This is a genomic window from Nesterenkonia sp. K-15-9-6 (assembly GCF_052656005.1).
This window is the reverse complement of the sequence record NZ_JBQYEY010000010.1, coordinates 88,526-107,844: the sequence shown is the minus strand read 5'-3', so window position 1 is coordinate 107,844 and position 19,319 is coordinate 88,526. Positions and strand designations below refer to the sequence as shown.

General features: G+C 69.5%; 17 protein-coding genes, 4 tRNA genes and 1 riboswitch. Of the genes, 16 read left to right on the top strand and 5 right to left on the bottom strand.

Annotation, left to right across the window (positions count from 1 at the left end; genetic code table 11):
- Positions 1–78: 78 nt before the first annotated feature.
- From SD455_RS08335 to nrdR, 7 genes are all read left to right on the top strand, one after another.
- Entirely contained in the window at positions 79–783 is a 705-nt protein-coding gene (locus SD455_RS08335; protein ID WP_070162386.1) for a cell division protein SepF, read from the top strand.
- 87 nt (positions 784–870) lie between these two features.
- A complete protein-coding gene (locus SD455_RS08330) occupies positions 871–1,164 on the top strand; it encodes a YggT family protein (RefSeq protein WP_070162384.1) in 294 nt (97 codons plus the stop codon).
- A gap of 178 nt (positions 1,165–1,342) precedes the next feature.
- Complete coding sequence (locus SD455_RS08325; RefSeq protein ID WP_085437819.1) at positions 1,343–2,413, top strand: DivIVA domain-containing protein; 1,071 nt, start codon at positions 1,343–1,345, stop codon at positions 2,411–2,413.
- A gap of 20 nt (positions 2,414–2,433) precedes the next feature.
- Positions 2,434–3,009, top strand: coding sequence for a signal peptidase II (gene lspA / locus SD455_RS08320; protein ID WP_083277781.1), 576 nt, complete (start codon positions 2,434–2,436; stop codon positions 3,007–3,009).
- The gene (locus SD455_RS08315) at positions 3,006–3,962 is read left to right on the top strand and encodes an RluA family pseudouridine synthase (RefSeq protein WP_445507797.1); all 957 of its coding nucleotides are present in this window, start codon (positions 3,006–3,008) and stop codon (positions 3,960–3,962) included. Before lspA ends, SD455_RS08315 begins: the two co-directional genes overlap by 4 nt.
- 2 nt (positions 3,963–3,964) lie before the next feature.
- Entirely contained in the window at positions 3,965–7,495 is a 3,531-nt protein-coding gene (gene dnaE / locus SD455_RS08310) for a DNA polymerase III subunit alpha (protein ID WP_445507796.1), read from the top strand.
- 114 nt (positions 7,496–7,609) lie between these two features.
- Positions 7,610–8,113: a transcriptional regulator NrdR gene (gene nrdR, locus SD455_RS08305; protein ID WP_070162374.1), complete on the top strand. Its 504-nt coding sequence runs from the start codon at positions 7,610–7,612 to the stop codon at positions 8,111–8,113.
- A gap of 112 nt (positions 8,114–8,225) precedes the next feature.
- Here the strand turns inward: nrdR and rpe are convergent, their stop codons facing one another.
- The 5 genes from rpe to SD455_RS08280 all read right to left on the bottom strand — a co-directional run bounded on the left by rpe (position 8,226) and on the right by SD455_RS08280 (position 13,351).
- Positions 8,226–8,903 carry a ribulose-phosphate 3-epimerase gene (gene rpe / locus SD455_RS08300; RefSeq protein ID WP_445507807.1) on the bottom strand — a complete coding sequence of 226 codons (678 nt, stop codon included), beginning with the start codon at positions 8,901–8,903 and terminating at the stop codon, positions 8,226–8,228.
- A gap of 71 nt (positions 8,904–8,974) precedes the next feature.
- On the bottom strand, positions 8,975–10,627 hold the full coding sequence (locus SD455_RS08295; protein WP_445507795.1) for an RsmB/NOP family class I SAM-dependent RNA methyltransferase: 1,653 nt from the start codon (positions 10,625–10,627) through the stop codon (positions 8,975–8,977).
- Positions 10,624–11,742 (bottom strand): methionyl-tRNA formyltransferase, encoded by a 1,119-nt coding sequence (fmt, locus tag SD455_RS08290; RefSeq protein ID WP_445507794.1) that lies wholly within the window; start codon positions 11,740–11,742, stop codon positions 10,624–10,626. Before fmt ends, SD455_RS08295 begins: the two co-directional genes overlap by 4 nt.
- 14 nt (positions 11,743–11,756) lie before the next feature.
- Positions 11,757–12,380 carry a peptide deformylase gene (def, locus tag SD455_RS08285; protein ID WP_070162191.1) on the bottom strand — a complete coding sequence of 208 codons (624 nt, stop codon included), beginning with the start codon at positions 12,378–12,380 and terminating at the stop codon, positions 11,757–11,759.
- 50 nt (positions 12,381–12,430) lie between these two features.
- Entirely contained in the window at positions 12,431–13,351 is a 921-nt protein-coding gene (locus tag SD455_RS08280; RefSeq protein WP_445507793.1) for a cytochrome, read from the bottom strand.
- Positions 13,352–13,632: 281 nt separating this feature from the next.
- On the opposite strand from SD455_RS08280, the gene SD455_RS08275 reads away from it, so the two are divergent.
- The 9 genes from SD455_RS08275 (at position 13,633) to SD455_RS08235 (ending at position 19,300) form a co-directional block, all read left to right on the top strand.
- Positions 13,633–13,706 (top strand) — tRNA-Gly (locus tag SD455_RS08275).
- 44 nt (positions 13,707–13,750) lie between these two features.
- A tRNA-Cys gene (locus tag SD455_RS08270) sits at positions 13,751–13,821 on the top strand.
- A gap of 35 nt (positions 13,822–13,856) precedes the next feature.
- A tRNA-Val gene (locus SD455_RS08265) sits at positions 13,857–13,928 on the top strand.
- Positions 13,929–13,954: 26 nt separating this feature from the next.
- Positions 13,955–14,028: transfer RNA gene (locus SD455_RS08260), tRNA-Gly, on the top strand.
- A gap of 72 nt (positions 14,029–14,100) precedes the next feature.
- A riboswitch (FMN riboswitch) is annotated at positions 14,101–14,232 on the top strand.
- A gap of 114 nt (positions 14,233–14,346) precedes the next feature.
- Positions 14,347–15,117 (top strand): nicotinamide riboside transporter PnuC, encoded by a 771-nt coding sequence (pnuC, locus tag SD455_RS08255; protein WP_311023946.1) that lies wholly within the window; start codon positions 14,347–14,349, stop codon positions 15,115–15,117.
- A complete protein-coding gene (gene ribD, locus SD455_RS08250) occupies positions 15,110–16,366 on the top strand; it encodes a bifunctional diaminohydroxyphosphoribosylaminopyrimidine deaminase/5-amino-6-(5-phosphoribosylamino)uracil reductase RibD (RefSeq protein WP_237090060.1) in 1,257 nt (418 codons plus the stop codon). The genes pnuC and ribD overlap by 8 nt, the downstream gene beginning before the upstream one ends.
- A complete protein-coding gene (gene ribB / locus SD455_RS08245) occupies positions 16,348–18,474 on the top strand; it encodes a 3,4-dihydroxy-2-butanone-4-phosphate synthase (protein ID WP_445507792.1) in 2,127 nt (708 codons plus the stop codon). Before ribD ends, ribB begins: the two co-directional genes overlap by 19 nt.
- Complete coding sequence (gene ribH / locus SD455_RS08240) at positions 18,471–18,971, top strand: 6,7-dimethyl-8-ribityllumazine synthase (RefSeq protein ID WP_445507791.1); 501 nt, start codon at positions 18,471–18,473, stop codon at positions 18,969–18,971. Before ribB ends, ribH begins: the two co-directional genes overlap by 4 nt.
- Before the next feature lie 65 nt (positions 18,972–19,036).
- The gene (locus SD455_RS08235; RefSeq protein WP_445507790.1) at positions 19,037–19,300 is read left to right on the top strand and encodes a phosphoribosyl-ATP diphosphatase; all 264 of its coding nucleotides are present in this window, start codon (positions 19,037–19,039) and stop codon (positions 19,298–19,300) included.
- Positions 19,301–19,319: the final 19 nt, after the last annotated feature.

The window sequence follows — 19,319 nt, the reverse complement described above, 5'->3', positions numbered from 1 at the left end:
GGACCTCCCGCCCTGCGTGCGATTCCTGCTCGAATCGAGCGGGGCGACGGAGGTCCCGACCTTCCCAGGAGTGACCTCATGGCCGGTGCATTCAAGAAGACCATGATCTACCTCGGCCTGGCCGACGGAGACGAGTACGAAGACGAGCGCGCACGCGCCGAGGAGCGTCCCGCGGCGCGTGCTGAGGCCCCCGCTCCGCGCCAGGGATCCGCCGCGTCGCGGGCTCCCGAGCCCAGTGCCTCATCGCTCCGCACCGGGCCTGTGGCGGCCGTCCCGGCCTCGAGCACCTCGCGGGGGTCCGAGGTCGTCTCGATCGATGCGGCGGCACACGGTGCAGGTGCGGCGAGCAGCGCACGGAACGTCGAGGCGCGGGGAGCCGCCGAGCAGGGGGACTCCTCCGCCTACAACAGCTCCAGCCTCGCGGTGGATCCCGAGTACCGTGCTCCGGTGACCCCCATCAAGCGTGCCCCCTCCTCCCGGGATGAGAGTTCCGCCATGCGTCGAATCACCACCGTCCACCCGCGCTCCTACAACGATGCTAAGGTCATCGGTGAGTCCTTCCGCGACAGCATCCCGGTGATCATGAACGTCACCGATATGGGGGAGGCGGAGGCCAAGCGACTGGTCGACTTCTCTGCAGGCCTCGTCTTCGGCCTGGGCGGGTCGATCGAGCGTGTGACGAACAAGGTCTTTCTGCTGACCCCCAAGAACGTGGAGGTCCTCGCCGAGGAGCGCGCGGCCGGCGATTCGCCGTCGTCCGCGCAGTTCTTCAACCAGAGCTGAGCCTCCGGGGCTGACACGAGGTCCTGCGGGGCATCTGCCCGAGCCCTGACATGACACCGACACTGATCAGAGGAACGACGCCGAACCGTGGACCTCATCGCCGCTCCGATCTATCTGCTGCTGACCGTCTACCAGCTGGCCCTGGTGATTCGGATCATCTTCGACATCACCCAGCAGTATGCGCGCCAGTGGCGCCCCAAGGGCCTGGCACTGGCAGTGGCCATGGCGGTCTATGCGGTCACCGACCCGCCGATCCGCTGGCTCCAGAAGCGCATCCCGCCGCTGAATCTCGGCGGAATCGCCCTGGACATGGGATTCATCATCGTCTTCCTGGGGGTCGTCATCGCCAAGATGGTCGTGCGCGGCATCGGCATGGCCTGATCAGGTCCTTCTCCGGTCCAGCTCCAAGCCTCGCTTGAAGGTTGAGGTCGAACCCCAGGCCGCGGACCGGGTATTCTGTCCGGTGACCGCTCGACATCCCCAGGACGCTGTAGGTCTGCGGGCCGACGATGGGCACCGCGCCTTCACGCTGAACCGCTTCTCGACGAGGTGACACTGCATGGCCCTGACTCCCGACGACCTCCTGAACAAGGAGTTCCCGGAGACCAAGTTCCGTCCCGGCTACGAAAAGGACGCTGTCGACGACTTCCTCGATGACGTCGTCGTCGAGTTCCGTCGCCTGATCCAGGAGAACGAGGATCTCAAGGCCCAGGTCGCGGCCCTCGAGGAGCAGCTCGAGGAGCACCCCGCGAACCTCGAGCCCGACGAGCTCAAGGACGCCGGCCTGTCCGGCTACGCCGGCACGGCCGCCGAGGTCACCGGGACGTTCGCACCGATCACCGAGGACTCGGAGGCGGAGGCGGAGGTCGAGCCGGAGGCCTCCGAGGAGACCGACGCGCCGGAGTCGGAGGAGCAGCCTGAGGCTCCGTCCGCCCAGGACAGCGCCGTCACGGCGTATCCGGAGTACCCGCTGGGCACCCGGCCGGCCCAGCCGGCGCCTGAGGTGCAGACCGTCGACGAGTCCGGTGCTGACGCCGACGGTGTGGCCTCCACCGCCACCGGCGTGCTCGCGATGGCTCAGAAGCTGCACGATCAGTACGTCGCTGAGGGTGAGCAGACCCGCGCGGCCTACATCGCGGAGGGTGAGCAGACCCGGGCGGCCTACATCGCCGAGGGCGAACAGACTCGCGCGGCGTACATCTCTGAGGGCGAGGAGACCCGGGCGGCGTACATCTCCGAGGGTGAGACCACCCGCGAGCAGTACATCACTGAGGGTGAGCAGACGCGGGCGGCGTACATCTCCGAGGGTGAGACCACCCGGGACCAGTACATCGCCGAGGGTGAGAAGACCCGGGCCGAGTACATCGCCGAGGCTGAGCGCAAGCGTGCGGAGATCGTGACCGAGGCGGAGACCCGCGCGGAGAACATGATCGAAGAGGCGGAGCTCACCTCATCCCGGACCCTGGCTGTCCTGGAGCGCAAGAAGGCCGACCTGGAGACCAAGGTCAGCGAGCTCACCAGCTTCGAGCGCGACTACCGAGCACGTCTGAAGGACTACATCGAGGGTCAGCTCGCGGATCTCAACAGCCGCGGCTCCATCGAGAAGGAAGCCACCGGCGCCGAGCTGTGAGCACCGGTCAGCTCCCTCCTGTGTCGACGCCCTCCTCCGCAGAAGGCCCGTCCCGCCGGGCGGCGGTCCTGACGGCCGCCGCCGTGGCCGTCCTGGCCTGGTCCACCGATCAGCTCACCAAATGGTGGGTCGAGTCGACCATGACACTGGGCGAGCAGATCGACGTGCTTCCGCCGGTGCTCTACTGGCGGTACCACCTCAATCCCGGCGCCGCCTTCTCCCTGGGCACCGACCACACCTGGTTCTTCACCCTGGTGATGTCCGGCGTGCTGCTGTTCGTCCTCTGGCACTCCCGCAGGCTTGGGGGATCGTGGCTGTGGGCGCTCGGCCTGGGAGGCCTCGCCGGAGGAGTGGCGGGGAACCTCACGGACCGACTCTTCCGGCCGCCCGGCTTCGGACACGGTGAGGTCGTCGACTTCATCGCGGTGCCGAACTTCGCGATCTTCAACGTCGCGGATTCGTTCATCGTCTGCTCCATGATCGGCATCTGCGCGATGCTGGTCTTCGGCCTCGACATCGACGGGACGCGCGAGGGGAAGGCCCGCGACGCTGAGGAGCAGGCGGACGGCGGCGAACCGGAGGAGGATCCCCGATGACCGGCCTCGAGGAGGCGTCGACGGTGCTCGTCGAGGTCTCTTCGGACCGTGACGGATCCCGTGCGGACGCCGTGCTCGCCGAACGTTTCGGCATCTCCCGCACGGAGGCGGCCGGCTGGCTCGCGTCCGGGGCGGCGGTCCACGCGGACGGGCGGCGCCTGGGCCGTCCGGTGAAGAAGTCCGAGAAGCTGCCGGCGGGCACGTCGCTCCAGGTGACGGTGCCCGTGTGGAACGACCCCCTGGAGGTGGTGGAGGACGTCGTGGAGGATCTTCACGTGCTGCACCAGGACGATGACATCGTCGTCGTCGACAAGCCCGTGGGCGTGGCTGCTCACCCGTCGCCCGGCTGGACCGGGCCCACCGTGATCGGCGGCCTGCTCGCCCTGGGGGTCGAGATCTCCACCTCAGGCGCCCAGGAGCGCCGGGGCATCGTGCACCGGCTCGACGTCGGGACCTCCGGGATCATGGTCGTGGCGAAGACCGAACGGGCCTACAGCGTGCTCAAGGACGCCTTCCGCACCCGGACCCCCAGCAAGACCTATCACGCCCTCGTGCAGGGGCTGCCAGACCCGGTCGACGGCACCATCGACGCGCCCATCGGTCGGCATCCCGGGCACGAGTGGCGCTTCGCCGTCATCGAGGACGGGCGAGACTCCCGCACGCACTACCGGCTGCTCGAGGCCTATGGCCGGGCCAGCCTGGTGGAGGTCTCACTGGAGACGGGGAGGACGCATCAGATCCGTGTGCACTTCTCCGCCCTGGGGCACCCCTGCGCGGGTGATCTGACCTATGGCGCGGACCCGACCCTGGCGGCCCGACTGGGGCTGACCCGTCAGTGGCTGCACGCCTATGAGCTCGGCTTCACCCATCCCGCCTCGGGCGACTGGGTGAGCTTCCGCTCCGAGTATCCGCAGGACCTCGTGGAGGCCCTGCGCATCATCGAGGAGGTCTGACGATGTCCGGAGACTTCGTCCATCTGCACAACCACACCGAGTACTCGATGCTCGACGGCGCCGCGAAGATCGGAGAGCTCTTCGAGGAGACCCAGCGTCTGGGCATGCCGGCGGTGGCCACCACAGACCATGGGTTCCTCTTCGGGGCCTATGAGTTCTGGAAGACCGCGCAGCAGTACGATGTCAAACCCATCATCGGCCTGGAGGCGTATCTGACGCCGGGCACGCACCGGTCCGAGCGTCGTCGGGTGAAGTGGGGCGACGGTGTGGCAGGCGAGAAGGACGTCTCCGGCGGCGGTGCCTACACCCACATGACCATGTGGGCCGAGGACACCCGGGGAATGCACAACCTCTTCCGGATGGGCTCCCTGGCCTCCATCGAGGGCTACTACTTCAAGCCGCGCATGGACCGGGAGATCCTCGAGACCTACGGCAAGGGCATCATCGCCACCACCGGCTGTCCGTCCGGGGAGATCCAGACCCGTCTGCACCTGGGGCAGTACGAGGAGGCCAAGCGGGCCGCCGGTGACTTCCAGGACATCTTCGGCAAGGAGAACTTCTACTGCGAGCTGATGGACCACGGGCTCGAGATCGAGCGAAAGGTCAAGGCGGATCTGCTCAAGCTGGCCAAGGAGATGAACCTCCCGCTGGTGGCCACCAACGACCTCCACTACACCCACCAGCATGACCACAAGGCCCACGGCGCGCTGCTGTGCGTGCAGTCGAACTCGACCCTGGACGATCCGAACCGGTTCAAGTTCGACTCCGAGGAGTTCTACCTGAAGTCGGCGGCGGAGATGCGGCATCTCTTCCGCGACTTCCCGGAGGCCTGCGACAACACGTTGGCGATCGCGGAGCGTTGCCAGGTGGAGTTCAACGAGTCGGCCTCCTACATGCCCCGCTTCCCCGTCCCGGAGGGTGAGACCGAGGAGTCCTGGTTCGTCCAGGAGGTGGAGAAGGGGCTTGCCTACCGCTTCCCCCAGGGAGTGCCGGACGAGGTTCGGAAGCAGGCCGAGTATGAGATCGGGATCATCACCCAGATGGGCTTCCCCGGCTACTTCCTGGTGGTCGCCGACTTCATCAACTGGGCCAAGGAGAACGGCATCCGCGTGGGGCCGGGCCGCGGCTCCGGCGCGGGATCGATGGTCGCCTACGCGATGCGCATCACCGACCTGGACCCGCTGCAGCACGGACTGATCTTCGAGCGCTTCCTCAACCCGGACCGTGTGTCCATGCCTGACTTCGACGTCGACTTCGACGACCGTCGTCGAGGCGAGGTCATCGACTACGTGGTGCGCAAGTACGGCGACGAGCGCGTCGCCATGATCGTGACCTACGGCACCATCAAGTCCAAGCAGGCGCTGAAGGACTCGGCCCGCGTGATGGGTGAGCCGTTCTCCACCGGCGACCAGCTCACGAAGAAGATGCCGCCGGACGCCATGGGCAAGCCCATGCCGCTGTCGCAGATCTATGACGAGAACTCGCCCCGCTATTCCGAGGCTGTGGAGATGCGGGAGTTCCTGGACTCCGATCCGCGGATGAAGGAGATCTTCGACCTCGCGTCGGGCCTGGAGGGTCTGAAGCGCCAGTGGGGCGTCCACGCGGCCGGGGTGATCATGTCCTCGGATCCGCTGATCGACATCATCCCGCTGATGAAGCGTGAGCAGGACGGCGCGATCATCACCCAGTTCGACTATCCGATCTGCGAGTCGCTGGGTCTGATCAAGATGGACTTCCTGGGTCTGCGGAACCTGACGATCATCTCCGACGCCCTGGAGAACATCAGGAACAACAAGGGCGTGGACGTCGACCTGGAGACCCTCGACCTGGACGACCGGCCGGCCTATGACCTGCTGGCCCGGGGGGACACGCTGGGCGTGTTCCAGCTCGACGGCGGAGGCATGCGCTCCCTGCTGCGGCTGATGCGGCCGGACAACTTCGAGGACATCTCCGCGGCGCTGGCGCTGTATCGTCCGGGGCCCATGGGCGCGAACTCTCATACGAACTACGCGCTGCGCAAGAACGGCCAGCAGGAGGTCAGCCCGATCCATGCGGAGCTCGAGGAGCCGCTGGAGGACATCCTCGACACCACCTACGGCCTGATCATCTACCAGGAGCAGGTCATGGCCATCGCCCAGCGCGTGGCGGGCTACTCGCTGGGACAGGCCGACATTCTGCGTCGCGTGATGGGCAAGAAGAAGAAGGCCGAGCTGGACAAGCAGCAGGTCGGCTTCTTCGAAGGGATGAAGGAGAGCGGCTATTCGGAGGCGGCGGCCCAGGCCCTGTGGGACATCCTGCTGCCCTTCTCCGACTATGCGTTCAACAAGGCGCACACCGCCGCCTATGGGCTGGTCGCGTACTGGACCGCCTATCTGAAGGCCAACTATCCGGCAGAGTATCTGGCGGCCCTGCTCACCTCGGTGGGGGAGAACCGGGACAAGCTGGCCCTGTACCTGGCCGAGTGCCGCCGCATGGGCATCACAGTGACGCCGCCCAGCGTGAACGAGTCGGCGCTGACGTTCACCCCGGTCGGTGATGACATGATCCGCTTCGGCATGGGTGCGGTCCGCAATGTGGGCGCCAACGTCGTCGCCGGTCTGGTGGACGCCCGCCAGGAGAAGGGTGCCTACGAATCGTTCGCAGACTTCCTGCAGAAGGTTCCGCTGCACGTGTGCAACAAGCGCACGGTGGAGTCCATGATCAAGGCCGGAGCGTTTGACGAGCTCGGGGACACGAGGCGGGCTCTGGTCTCGATGCATGAGCAGGCCATCGACCAGTCCATCGGGCAGAAGAAGAAGGAGGCCGAGAACCAGTTCGACCTCTTCGCCGACGCCGATGTGGACCTGGGCGACTCGGTGAAGGTCACGGTGCCCGACCTGCCCGAGTGGGACAAGAAGGACAAGCTGGCCTTCGAACGGGAGATGCTGGGACTCTATGTCTCCGACCACCCGCTGCAGGGCCTGGAGCGGGTCCTGGCCCAGCATGCGGACCGCTCGATCTCCTCGCTGCTGAGCGAGGAGGGTCCCCCGGACGGGGCGACGGTGACGATCGCGGGCATGATCACCACGTTGCAGCGACGCATCGCGAAGTCGTCGGGGAACCCCTATGCGAAGGTCGAGGTGGAGGACCTGGCCGGGTCGATCGAGGTCATGTTCTTCGGCAAGGCGTATCAGCCGATCTCGACGGTGCTCGCCGAGGACCTGGTGGTCGCCATCAAGGGTCGGCTGCAGCGGCGCGACGACGGCTCGGTGTCGATCTCCGCCCAGGAGATGATCGTCCCGGAGCTCGACGGCGAGGCCAACAGCGGACCGGTGGTGCTCACCGTGCCCAGCCAGCGAGCCAACGAGAAGGTCGTCACCCAGCTCGGCGAGGTGCTGCAGCGGCATCGCGGCGGCAACGAGGTGCATGTCCAGCTGCTCTCAGGCGACAAGGTGGAGGTCATGCGTCTGGGTCCGCAGTACCAGGTGACGCCGTCGCCGTCGCTGTACGGGGACCTGAAAGTCCTGCTGGGACCGAGCTGCCTGAACGGCTGAGGCACTACATCTTGTGGTGAATGATTTTGTCCGCTCTACATGTTGTGGATACAATCATGGCATCACAGGTCGTGGTCCGGTGCCCCACGATGAGGACGAGAGGAGGGTGCCGAGATGTTCTGTCCGTACTGTCGGCATGACTCCTCGCGAGTCGTGGACTCGCGCATGCTCGAGGACGGCTCCGGCATCCGCCGTCGGCGGCAGTGTCCCCAGTGCTCCAAGCGGTTCACCACCATGGAGACGACCTCCCTCAACGTGATCAAGCGCTCTGGCGCCGCTGAGCCGTTCGACCGCTCGAAGGTCATCAATGGTGTGCGCAAGGCCTGCCAGGGCCGCCCGGTCTCCAGCGATGACCTGGCCGTCCTCGCCCAGGAGGTGGAGGAGGCGGTCCGCGCCTCGGGCAATGCCGAGGTGGACGCCAACGACGTCGGCCTGGCGATTCTGGGACCGCTGCGCAAGCTCGACGTGGTCGCCTATCTGCGTTTCGCCTCCGTCTACCGGGGCTTCGACAATCTCGATGACTTCGAGGAGGCCATCGGGGAGCTGCGCCGCGAGGAGCTGCACCCGGTCGGAGGCGACCACACCACGGTGGTGCAGCCGCGCTTCGGTTTCCGCTAGACTTCCAGATGTACCGGCGGTGCTCTCTTCAGGGGAAGGTTGAGAGCACCGCCGGTTCTGTCATCTCCGGGCCTGTTCCGGGCCGTGAGGCCCGACTGTGTGTCGGCCCCTCTCAGCGGGCCAGCAGCGCCCGCAGGTCGGCGATCGCGGCGTCGGGATCCTCAGCGGAATAGACCGCCGAGCCGGCCACGAATGTGTCGGCGCCCGCGTCCGCGGCACGCAGGATGGTCTCGGCGTTGATGCCGCCGTCGACCTGGATGGCGATCTGCCCGCCGAGGTCGTCGACCGCACGGCGGGCCCGTCGGATCTTGGGCAGCACCAGATCCAGGAACGCCTGGCCCCCGAAGCCGGGTTCCACCGTCATCATCAACAGCATGTCCAGCTCGCCGAGCATGTCCAGGTAGGGTTCGATCCCGGTGGCCGGCTTGAGCGCCATCGCCGCCTGGGCCTGCTGGGCGTGCAGCTCCCGGGCCAGGCGGACCGGGGCCTTCGCCGCCTCCGCGTGGAAGGTCACCGACTCGCAGCCCAGCTCCGCGTACTGCGGAGCCCAGATGTCGGGGTCCTCGATCATCAGGTGGATGTCCAGGGGCAGGTCGGTGGTCTTCCGGATCGACTCCACCACCGGCAGCCCGAGGGTGAGGTTCGGGACGAAGTGGTTGTCCATGACGTCCACATGCACGGCGTCTGCGGTGCTGATCCGGGAGATCTCCCGTGCGAGGTTCGCGAAGTCCGCGTTGAGGATGCTCGGGTGGATGCAGGGGGAGCGTCGGTGCTGGGCGTCGGCCGCCAGGTCGGCAGCAGGGTCGGCAGCAGGGCTGGCAGCAGGGTCGGCAGGAGTGTTCACGGGTCTGATCCTATGCGTCAGTCGGACTGGGTGGGGCGGAACAGGAGGGCGAAGAACATCGCATCGGTGCCGTGGACATGGGGCCACAGCTGCACCGTTCGGCTGTTCGTGCTGGTCTCGCCGCCTGCTTCGCGCAGGGGCTCGGAGCGGAGGAGCTCGGCCCCCTGCGGAGAGCTGACGGCCGTCATGGCGTCATGGGCGTCCAGCAGCCGCAGGCCCGGGCGACGCCGCAGCAGATCCTCGACCTGCACCACTGTCTCGGCCACATGCGGTGAACAGGTCACGTAGGCCAGCAGCCCGCCGGGCGCGAGCACATCGGCGGCGGCGTCGAGCAGATCCTCCTGCAGCACCGTCAGCTCCGCGAGGTCTGCGGGGCGGCGACGCCAGCGTGCCTCGGGGCGCCGCCGCAGGGCTCCCAGCCCGGTGCAGGGGGCGTCCACCAGGATCCGGTCGAACCCGCCATGGGTGGAGACCAGATCAGCCACGGCCGGATCCTCGCCGATGGTGCGGCCGTCGCCTTCGCGCACCGTCCAGGCGTCGGTCCGGATCGGAGCCAGGGCCTGGCGTACCAGCTCGGCGCGATGCGCAGAGGGCTCGTTGGCCACCAGCGCAGCGTCCTGCTCAGCGGCCAGCGCGGCCAGCAGGGCCGCCTTGCCGCCGGGGCCTGCGCACAGGTCCAACCAGTGTTCACCGGCGACGTCGGGGTCCACGGTCTCAGGGGTGAAGGAACCCGCCACGGCGCGGGCGATCCATTGCGAGCCGATGTCCTGGACGCGCAGCTCACCCTCGCGGACGCCGGGCAGGCGTCCGACGTCCCCTCCGCGGAACACCGCCGCCCCCTCGAGCAGGTCGCTGGGCTCCGCGCCTGCCGCCAAGGCGCCGGCGAGACGCGGCTCCCCAGCGGCGGGGAGGTCGACCAGATGCACCACCGGGGCGGCATTGTCAGCGGCGAGGGCGGCCTCCAGCTCGCCGGAGCGACCGTCGAGTCGCAGCGCCTGCTTCATGGCCCGCACCACCCAGGAGGGGTGCGCGTGCCGGAGGCCGAGGTCCTCGTCGGAGCCCGGCTCCAGCGACTTCTCCTCGGCAAGCCGCGTCATCCACGTCTCACGGTCCTCGGCGCTCAGGCGCCGCAGCACGGCGTTGACGAAGCCTCCCGGTCCGGCCCCGATCTCGGCGCGCACCAAGGCCACGGTCTCCGAGACGGCGGCATGGGCGTCCACTCGCATCCCCAGGAGCTGGTGGGCGCCGAGGCGCAGGGCATCGAGCACCGGCGCGTCGAGCGCGTCCAAGGGCCAGTCCACGCAGGCCGCAATGATCGCGTCGTAGGTCCCCTGGGCGCGCAGGGCGCCGTAGGCGAGTTCGGTGGCGAAACCTGCGTCCCGACGGTCCAGCCGGGCGCGACGGATCTCTCCGGGGAGTGTGAGGTTCGCGTAGGCGTCGTCGCGACTCACCGCCCGCATGACTCGGAAGGCCACCAGTCGGGCGGGGTCGGCCTTCCTCCGTCTCCCGCTCGGCGCCTGGGCGCTGCGGCTGCGCGGCCGGGACCCGTCGGGGCCTCCGCGGTTCCGCTGTCGGCCGGTGGCGTCCCGGCGGTCCTCCCGGTGGTCTTCCCGGCGGCGACCGCCGTCGGCTCCGGGGGTGCCGCCTCGGCGTGGGCGCTGTCCGCTCATCGGTCCTCCCGGGACGTGTCGGTGGGGCGTGTGCTGGTGGTGGGGCCGTCGGGGGTGGGGGCGGCCGCCCCCAGCGTCACGCGGCCACGCAGCCCGCGGAGCCAGTCCGCGGCGGCGATCATCCGCTTGCCCGCAGGCTGGACCGCGCTGAGCACCACGCCCCCGTCGACGGCGCGGAGCACGACCTCGGGGTGCTGGGGCGTGCGATCCGCCGGGGCGAGCGAGACCTCGCCGGGTCGGGACCGAGCCAGCGGCTCCGGCAGCTCCGCCTCGTACACCCTCGCGGTGCCCAGCTTGAGCCGCTGGTCGTCGTGGAGGGTCCAGGCCCCCGGCTCCGGGATCGTCGCGTTGATGCGTCGGACCACGGCCTCAGCCTCCTGGTGAGGATCCACGTAGGCGTCCTCCCGGGTGAGCTTGCGGGCATGGCTCGGGGCGCCCTCCTGCGGGACCGGCACGGAGGCTCCGGTGAGGAGTTCGGGCAGCAGCGTGGTCAGCAGAGCGCCGCCGAGGCGTGTGAGGTCCTGCAGGACGACGCCGGCGCTGTGCTCGGGCGAGAGAGGGACTTCGCACATGGCATGGATCGGACCGGTGTCCATGCCGGTCTCCAGCTGGAAGACCGTCGCCGCAGCGGTGGCGTCCCCGGCGAGGATCGCATGCTGTACGGGTGCGGCTCCGCGGTGACGCGGCAGCGCAGAGTAATGCAGGTTCACCCAGCCGCGCGGGAGGGCCTCGAGCGCGGGGGCGGGCAGAAGGGCCCCGTAGGCCACGACCACCCCCAGTTCGGCGTCGAGGGCGGTCAGCTCCTCCAGGGTCGCCGCGTCGACTCGGTCAGCCTTGACCGCGGGGACGTCGGCGTCTTCGGCGGCCTGCGCGACAGGGGAGGGGGTCAGCCGGCGGCGGCGTCCCACGGGGGCGTCGGGGCGGGTCAGCACGCCCGCCACCTGGACGCCGTCGTCCAGCAGGGAGCGCAGACAGTCGGCAGCGATGGGTGGGGTGCCGGCGAAGATGATGCGGCCCTGACGGGCTCCGGCGCGCAGGTCGGCGGGGTCCACGGCGCCATGGGCCTCGTGGAGGTCGTCCTCGGACAGGATCCGTGGTCTCGGTGCGGGGGTCATGATGTCCTCTCGCCTCAGGTGCGGGGTCCGGCGAAGAAGCTGCTTCCGGAGCCTGCGTCGGGGCGGGACTCCGGCCCGGCCCCGGCGGCTCGGCGCTGTGGCCCCTTCCCGCCCGCGGAGGGCTCGCGCAGTGCGCGCATGGCGTGCCGGCGGTCCTCTCCGGTGAGCCTGTCGATGAACAGGCGGCCGTCGAGATGGTCGACCTCGTGCTGGAAGCAGGCCGCGAGGAGTCCGGCGGCCTCGACGTGCACTGCGGCGCCCTCGGGCGTCGTCCCGGTGAGGACGACGGTCTGCGACCGGTCGACGGGGGAGTAGACGCCGTCGACCGACAGGCACCCTTCGCGCAGCAGGTTCTCGCCCTCCGCCGGTCGGCTCGGCTCGCGGGGGGTGGGACCGATCGGACCGGTCAGGGAGAGCTCCGGGTTGATGACGGCGCCGCGGGAGCCGGCGGCGTCGAAGGTGAAGATCCTCAGCCCGACTCCGATCTGCGGGGCGGCCAGCCCGATGCCGCCGGCGGCGTCCATCGTCTGGTACATGTCCTCGACGAGCTGGACGATGCGTGCATCCAGCGCGGGGACCTCCTGAGCCGGGGTGCGCAGGACGGGATCGCCGAGGGTGCGGAGCGGGAGAACTGCCATGTCCTCGATCCTACTGCCGCACGGTGCTGGTCGCTCGACGCTCGGCGTGGTCAGGCCGCCGGTGTGACAGGCGGCACCCCGTCGCCTCCGGGGGCTTTCGCCGTCGGCGTCGTCGCACCTGCCGACGCCGCTGCGGGCGGGGGTGCGAGCGGGCGCAGCGAGGGCCCGGCCTCAGCAGTCCGGCGTCCGTGCTCCCAGACCTGCCGCAGCGCCCAGAACTTGTGCCAGTGCGCCTTCAGCGCCGCGGGGGTCGCCTGGACGGGGACGACCTCCGTCTCCGAGACGGCCACCGCCATCAGAAGGCAGTCCTGTCCGTGGGGCCAGGGCTCCCAGATGCCGGCCTGCGCGTCGACCAGCCGCTCCTCGGCCTGCATGCCGGCCACCAGCTGCATGACGACGGATTCGCTCAGCGGCTTGGCGCGGCCCCTGCGGTCGAGGCCCTTGGTCTTGAAGTCGATCACGCAGGTCCGCCCGGCGATCTCGGCGATCAGGTCCAGGGTTCCGGCGTAGCCGATCGTGTGGTTCCAGACCGTGACCTCCGCGGCCAGGGGGCGCACCCCGTAGAGGTCCCACCATTCGTCGAAGCGGTCGGCGAAGGCGGTCTCGCCATGCTGGACCAGCGTCGCCCGCGCGGTGTCGACCTCGTGGTCGGTGCCCAGAGCACGCAGCGCGACCTGCTCCGCGTAGTGGTGGACGCGATCACCGCGTTGCGCCGCCGCGTCGCGGAACCGCTCGGCGGCCGAGGCAGCGTGACGGGCCAGGGTCTTCAGCTGGGAGGCGGAGCCGACGGCGGCGGCGAGGCGATCGTCCTGGATCAGTTCCTGGGTGGCCAGGTGGCCTGCCCATCCGGTGAGGTCCTTGTGCTCCTGGCCGATCACCGTGGTGATGGAGGGGACCTCGGGCGCGGAGGTGAGCGAGCGGGAGTACATCCGACCGAACTCGGTGGCGTGGGCGAGAGTGGGCTGTGTCATCGGGTCCAGTCTGCCACGCAGGCGTCTCGGGTCCGCAGGGAGGCCCGGACGCGTGTCCGGCGCTGCCCGCGCGTCGCCTCGGAGCGCGATGCGGCTCACCGGTGAAGCCCGGAACCCCCGGAATGACAGGGATCCGCCAGGTCAAAGGCGGGTATGTGAGGGTGGTCACAGGGGCTCGATTGGACGAGGGGCCGAGGGCTGAGCTAGAGTTTCATGTCGTCGGAAAGCGGACAGCACGGACGGTCGAAAGGCCTTCCGGAAAGCCGCGGAGAAGCCGATGTGCGGATGTAGCTCAGCTGGCTAGAGCATCACCTTGCCATGGTGAGGGTCGCGAGTTCGAATCTCGTCATCCGCTCGATGGGCTCGAAGGAGTCGATCCCGAATCCCGGAGACGGGGACGGTGGGGTGGCCGAGTGGCGAGGCAGCGGCCTGCAAAGCCGTATACGCGGGTTCGATTCCCGTCCCCACCTCGCTCGGGCCGCCTGCGGTCCGAACAGTTGAATAGGCGCGATTGGCGCAGCGGTAGCGCGCTTCCCTGACACGGAAGAGGTCACTGGTTCGATCCCAGTATCGCGCACTGAGTGGTCTATACTGATCACTCGTGCGGATGTAGCTCAGCTGGCTAGAGCATCACCTTGCCATGGTGAGGGTCGCGAGTTCGAATCTCGTCATCCGCTCAGCAGAAGGCCCGGAATCCCTCGTGGATTCCGGGCCTTCGTCGTCGGTGTGGCAGACTTGTCCCCGACACACTTCGTGCTCCGGGGTCGGTGAAAGTCCGAACCGGCGGTGAAAGTCCGCGACCCGAGCCGCCTCGGCGGCCTCGGTTGATCCGGTGGAACTCCGGTACCGACAGTCACAGTCTGGATGGGAGAAGCACGAAGGCCGGTCGACGGCGGTGCCTCTGGCGCACCCTCGACGTCTTTCCGGCCGCCGCGCAGGCATCGTCATCCCCGGAGCCGACTCCACCGTCGGGTCTGGGAAGGACGAGCTGCTGAATGGACGCCCTGCGCTGGCTTCTCGAGGCCGAAGTCCTGGTCTTCGGCAGTCCTCTGCTGCTCCGTGAGGTCCTCGGCAATGTCTTCGGCCTGGCCTGCGCCCTCGGCGGCATGCTGCGCCGTGTCTGGGCCTGGCCGGTGGGCATCGCCGGCAACCTGCTTCTGCTGACCGTCTTCCTGGGATCCTTCTTGGGTCTCAGCGATGACCCCGCGCTGCTTGGGCAGGCTGGGCGGCAGGTCATGTTCCTCATCGTCTCGGTCTACGGCTGGCACCAGTGGAGGTCGGCGCGTCGGGCGCAGCAGTCCGGCGGCGGAGTCGCCGCCGTCGCCCCCCGCTGGGCGCCCCCGCGTGCCCGGCTCGCCCTGATCCTGGCCCTGGTGCTCGGCACCGCCGCGCTGACGCCCGTGCTGCGTGCCCTCGGCTCCTATGAGCCGGTGTGGGCCGATGCGTGGACCTTTGTGGGATCGCTGCTGGCCACCTACGGCATGGCCCGCCGCTGGGTCGAGTTCTGGCTGCTGTGGATCGCGGTCGACGTCGTCGGAGTGCCGCTGCTGTGGTCGGCCGGCTACTACGCCTCCGCCGGAATGTACGCCGTCTACGGCGTGTTCACGCTGATCGGATTCATCGTCTGGAGCCGAGTCCAGCGACGTCAGACCGCAGACGTCGCGACGACTGGCGTCCGCCACGACGTCGCCGCAGACACCGGGGAGACCCCCGGCGCCCCGGGGGCGTCCCGATCACGGCCTCGGGAGGTGTCCCTCGATGGATGAACCGGTCGACGTCGTCTGCCCACCGGATCCCGCCGGTGCGCATGAGCAGACCATGCGGCTCGCGATCGAGGCCGCGCACCGTGGGCCGCGCGGCGCGAACCCCCTGGTCGGCGCGGTGCTGGTCTCCCCGGAGGGAGAGGTCCTGGCAGTGGGACACCACCGGGGGGCCGGACACCTCCATGCCGAGCGTGACGCGCTGCGTCAGGTCGCGGCGGGCGGTGACCACGGAGCCGTGGATCTCCACGGGGCCACGCTCTACTGCACGCTGGAGCCCTGCCGCCACCACGGCCGTCAGCCCCCGTGCACCGAGGCGATCCTCGAGGCCGGCGTGGGACGTGTCGTCTATGGGGCCGACGACCCGACGCCTGACGCCTCCGGAGGAGCGGCGGTGCTTCGCGCAGCTGGCGTCGAGGTGGTCTCCGGCGTGCTCTCCGGCCCTGCGCTCGCGGTCAACAACCGCTGGGCCCGGGCGCGCCGGGAGGGTCGGCCCTTCGTCACCGTGCACCTCGCCCAGAGCCTCGACGGGCGCATCGCCGCCGCTGACGGCACCAGTCAATGGATCACCTCATCGGCCTCCCGGCTGCACACGCACCGCATCCGGCGTCGCATCGACGCGATCCTGGTGGGCAGCAACACCGCCGAGGTGGACGATCCCCGGCTCACCGCCCGCCTGCCGGACGGGACCCTGGCCGACCGGCAGCCGCTGCGCTGCGTGATGGGGCGGCGACCGCTGGCGGAACGTGCCCGGCTGCGACAGGGGCGGCCCGAGGGAGACGGCTGGGTGCAGCTGCGCACCCACGACCCCCTCGAGGCGCTGCAGCGGCTGGGGGCGATCGAGCATGACGGGCATCCGGTCCGTCATGTGCTGGTCGAAGGCGGCTCCCGGGTGCTCGCCGCGTTCTTCGCCCAGGATCTGGTCGACGAGATCTTCGCGTACCAGGCGCCGCTTATCCTCGGCGCCGGGGCGTCCAGCGTGGGGGACATCGGCGTCACCACGCTGGCCGAGGCGAGGCGCTACACCCGCGATCAGGCGGAGGGCGGAGCAGTCCGGATCCTCGACGACGACGTCTGCGTCCATCTCCAGCCGGCAGAGGGCGCTCTGACCTGGCCGGAGCAGAGCACGGACCCGCTCAGCATCGGGCCGCGCGGCGCATCCGCGCCCACCCATCACGCATCGGACGCGGCGGCCGACCTGGCCGGCGCCGGAGAAGACAGGAGCTGCACAGACCCATGTTCACCGGAATCGTGACAGGCGTCGGCCGGGTGCTCGAACGGCACCCCGACCCGGCCCGCGGGGTGGAACGGCTGACCTTCGAGGCGCCGGGACACGTCGAGGGACTGGCCCTGGGAGGCTCGATCGCCGTCAACGGCGTGTGCGTGAGCGCCACGGCCATCGACGATGAGAACGTCACCGTGGACCTCATCACCGAGACGCTCAAACGCACCACGATGGGACAGCTCGGCGTCGGCGACGCCGTCAACCTCGAACGGTGCCTCCCCTCGGGAGCCCGGCTCGACGGTCACGTCGTCCAGGGCCATGTCGACGGGATGGGCACCCTGGTGGAGCGTGACCTCCACGACGGGCGCCACCGCTTCGCCGTGCCGCGGGATCTGGCGCCCTTCCTGGCGGAGAAGGGCTCCATCGCCGTCGACGGCGTCTCGCTGACCGTCACCGCGGTCTCCGCACCCGGTGCGCTCGAGGCATGGTTCGAGGTGGGCCTGATCCCCACCACGCTCGCCGAGACGACGCTCGGCGGACTCGCAGACGGCGGCCAGGTCAACCTCGAGGTGGACGTGCTGGCCAAGTACACCCGGAGGATGCTCGACCTCGACGCCGAGGCGGGCAGCAGCGCACTCGAGCGCGGCGCGGAGGGGCCCGCGCTCGTGGAGCCCGCGCCGGCGGCCTCCGCACCCGGTGCGGCCGTCACGCCGGCGGTGCGCCGTCCCGACACTCCCGCGCCGGTGCTCGACCCTGTGGAGGTCGCCCTGAACCAGCTGGCGAAGGGCCGCCCCGTCGTCGTCGTCGACGATGCCGACCGGGAGAATGAAGGCGACCTCATCTTCCCCGCGGCGGCGGCCACCGAGGAGCTCATGGCCTTCACGGTGCGGCACTCCTCCGGGGTGATCTGCGTGCCGATGAGCCGGGAGCGGGCCGACCATCTGCGCCTGCCTCCCATGGTCACCGACAACCAGGACCCCAAGGGCACCGCCTACACCATCAGCTGCGACGCCGCCTCCGGCATCACCACCGGCATCAGCGCGGCCGACCGCGCCCGCACGGCTGCGCTGCTGGCCGACGCCGCCTCAGGGCCCGAAGACCTCACGCGGCCCGGACATCTGTTCCCGCTCATCGCCGACGACGCCGGCGTGCTGGGTCGGGACGGCCACACCGAAGCCGCCGTCGATCTCTGCCGGCTCTCCGGGCACCCGGAGGTCGGGGTCATCGCCGAGCTGGTCCACGACGACGGGCGCATGATGCGACTGCCGGCGCTGCGCGAGTTCGCCGACGATCACCGGTTGGCGTTGATCTCCATCGCGGACCTCATCGCCTACCGCGGCGGCGAGCCCAGTCCGGAGGCCGTCATGGACGCCGTGCAGGCGTCCTGGGAGCACCCCGAGGAGGAGTCCAGCGCCCTGGTGACCCCTGGGCCCGTGGTGACCCTGCCCACCGACCATGGGATCTTCGCCGCCCAGGTATGGACCGAGCACTCGACCGGTCATGAGCACCTGCTGATCTCCGCCCGGTCCCGCCCGGCCTCCGAGGCCGGTGCCCAGGAGCACCGCCCCCTGATCCGGATGCACTCGGAGTGTGTCACCGGTGATGTGCTGGGCTCCCACCGCTGCGACTGCGGCACCCAGCTGGCCTCCGCCCTGGAGTCGATCCAGCGCGACGGCGGCCACCTGCTGTACCTGCGCGGCCACGAAGGCCGGGGGATCGGGCTGGCCAACAAGCTGCGTGCCTACAAGCTCCAGGAGGAGGGCGCGGACACGGTCGAGGCCAATGAGATGCTGGGCCTGGCCGCGGAGCTGCGGAACTACACCGGCGCGGCGGCGATCCTGCACAGCTGCGGCATCACCCGCCTGAGGCTGCTGACCAACAACCCGGACAAGGTCGAATCCCTGCAGAAGGCCGGTCTGGACGTCGAGCAGGTTCCGGCCGACGGCGTCGTCCATGACGAGAACCGCCGGTACCTGCGCACCAAGCGGGACCGGATGCGCCACCTGCTGGACCACTTGGGCCTGGAGGATCGTGAGGCCCGTGGCGCAGGGCATGACCTGCCGCCGGAGGAGCTGGTGGCCGACCATGAGGAGCCTGCGGAGCGCACGCGTCCGCTTGACGAACAAGGAGAGAGATGAGCAGCACCGGAACCCCTGAGATCGACGCCACCGAGCTGGAGCAGCTGCGCACCGCGGCCGCCGAGAAGCCCCTGCGTGTGGCCGTGGTGGCCTCCCGCTGGCACACCCCGGTCATGGACGGCCTGATCGCCGGCGCCCGTCGCTTCCTGGACGGCATCGGCATCCATGACGTGACCCTGGTCCGCGCCCCGGGCAGCTTCGAGCTGCCGGTTCTCAGCGCGGCCGCCGCGACGCGCCACGACGTCGTCATCGCCCTCGGCGTGGTCATCCGTGGCGGCACCCCGCACTTCGACTACGTATGCCAGGCGGCCACGGACGGGCTGGGCCGGGTGGCTCTGGACTCCGGCGTCCCGCTCGGCTTCGGCCTGCTGACCTGCGATGACGAGCAGCAGGCCCTGGATCGCGCAGGTCTGGACGGCTCGAAGGAGGACAAGGGCTTCGAGGCGGCGCATGCCGCCGTCTCCGCCGCCGTCGAGGTGGCACGGCTCACGTCATGACGTCCCAGGTGACGCATCCGCGCAGGAAATCGTCCTCGACCCACGGAAAGGCATACCCTGGGACGGTGAAGAACTTCGACCAGCTCTACGCCGAACTCGCCGAGAAGGCCGTCGCCCGCCCCGAGGGGTCCGGCACGGTGGCTGCCCTCGACGCCGGCGTCCACAGCATCGGCAAGAAGATCGTCGAGGAGGCCGCCGAGGTCTGGATGGCCTGCGAGCATGAGTCCGACGAGGCCGCCGCCGAGGAGATCTCCCAGCTGCTGTACCACCTGCAGGTGATGATGCTGGCCAAGGGGCTCAGCCTCGAAGACGTCTATCGACATCTCTGAGGGTCGGCCGCAGGCCGAC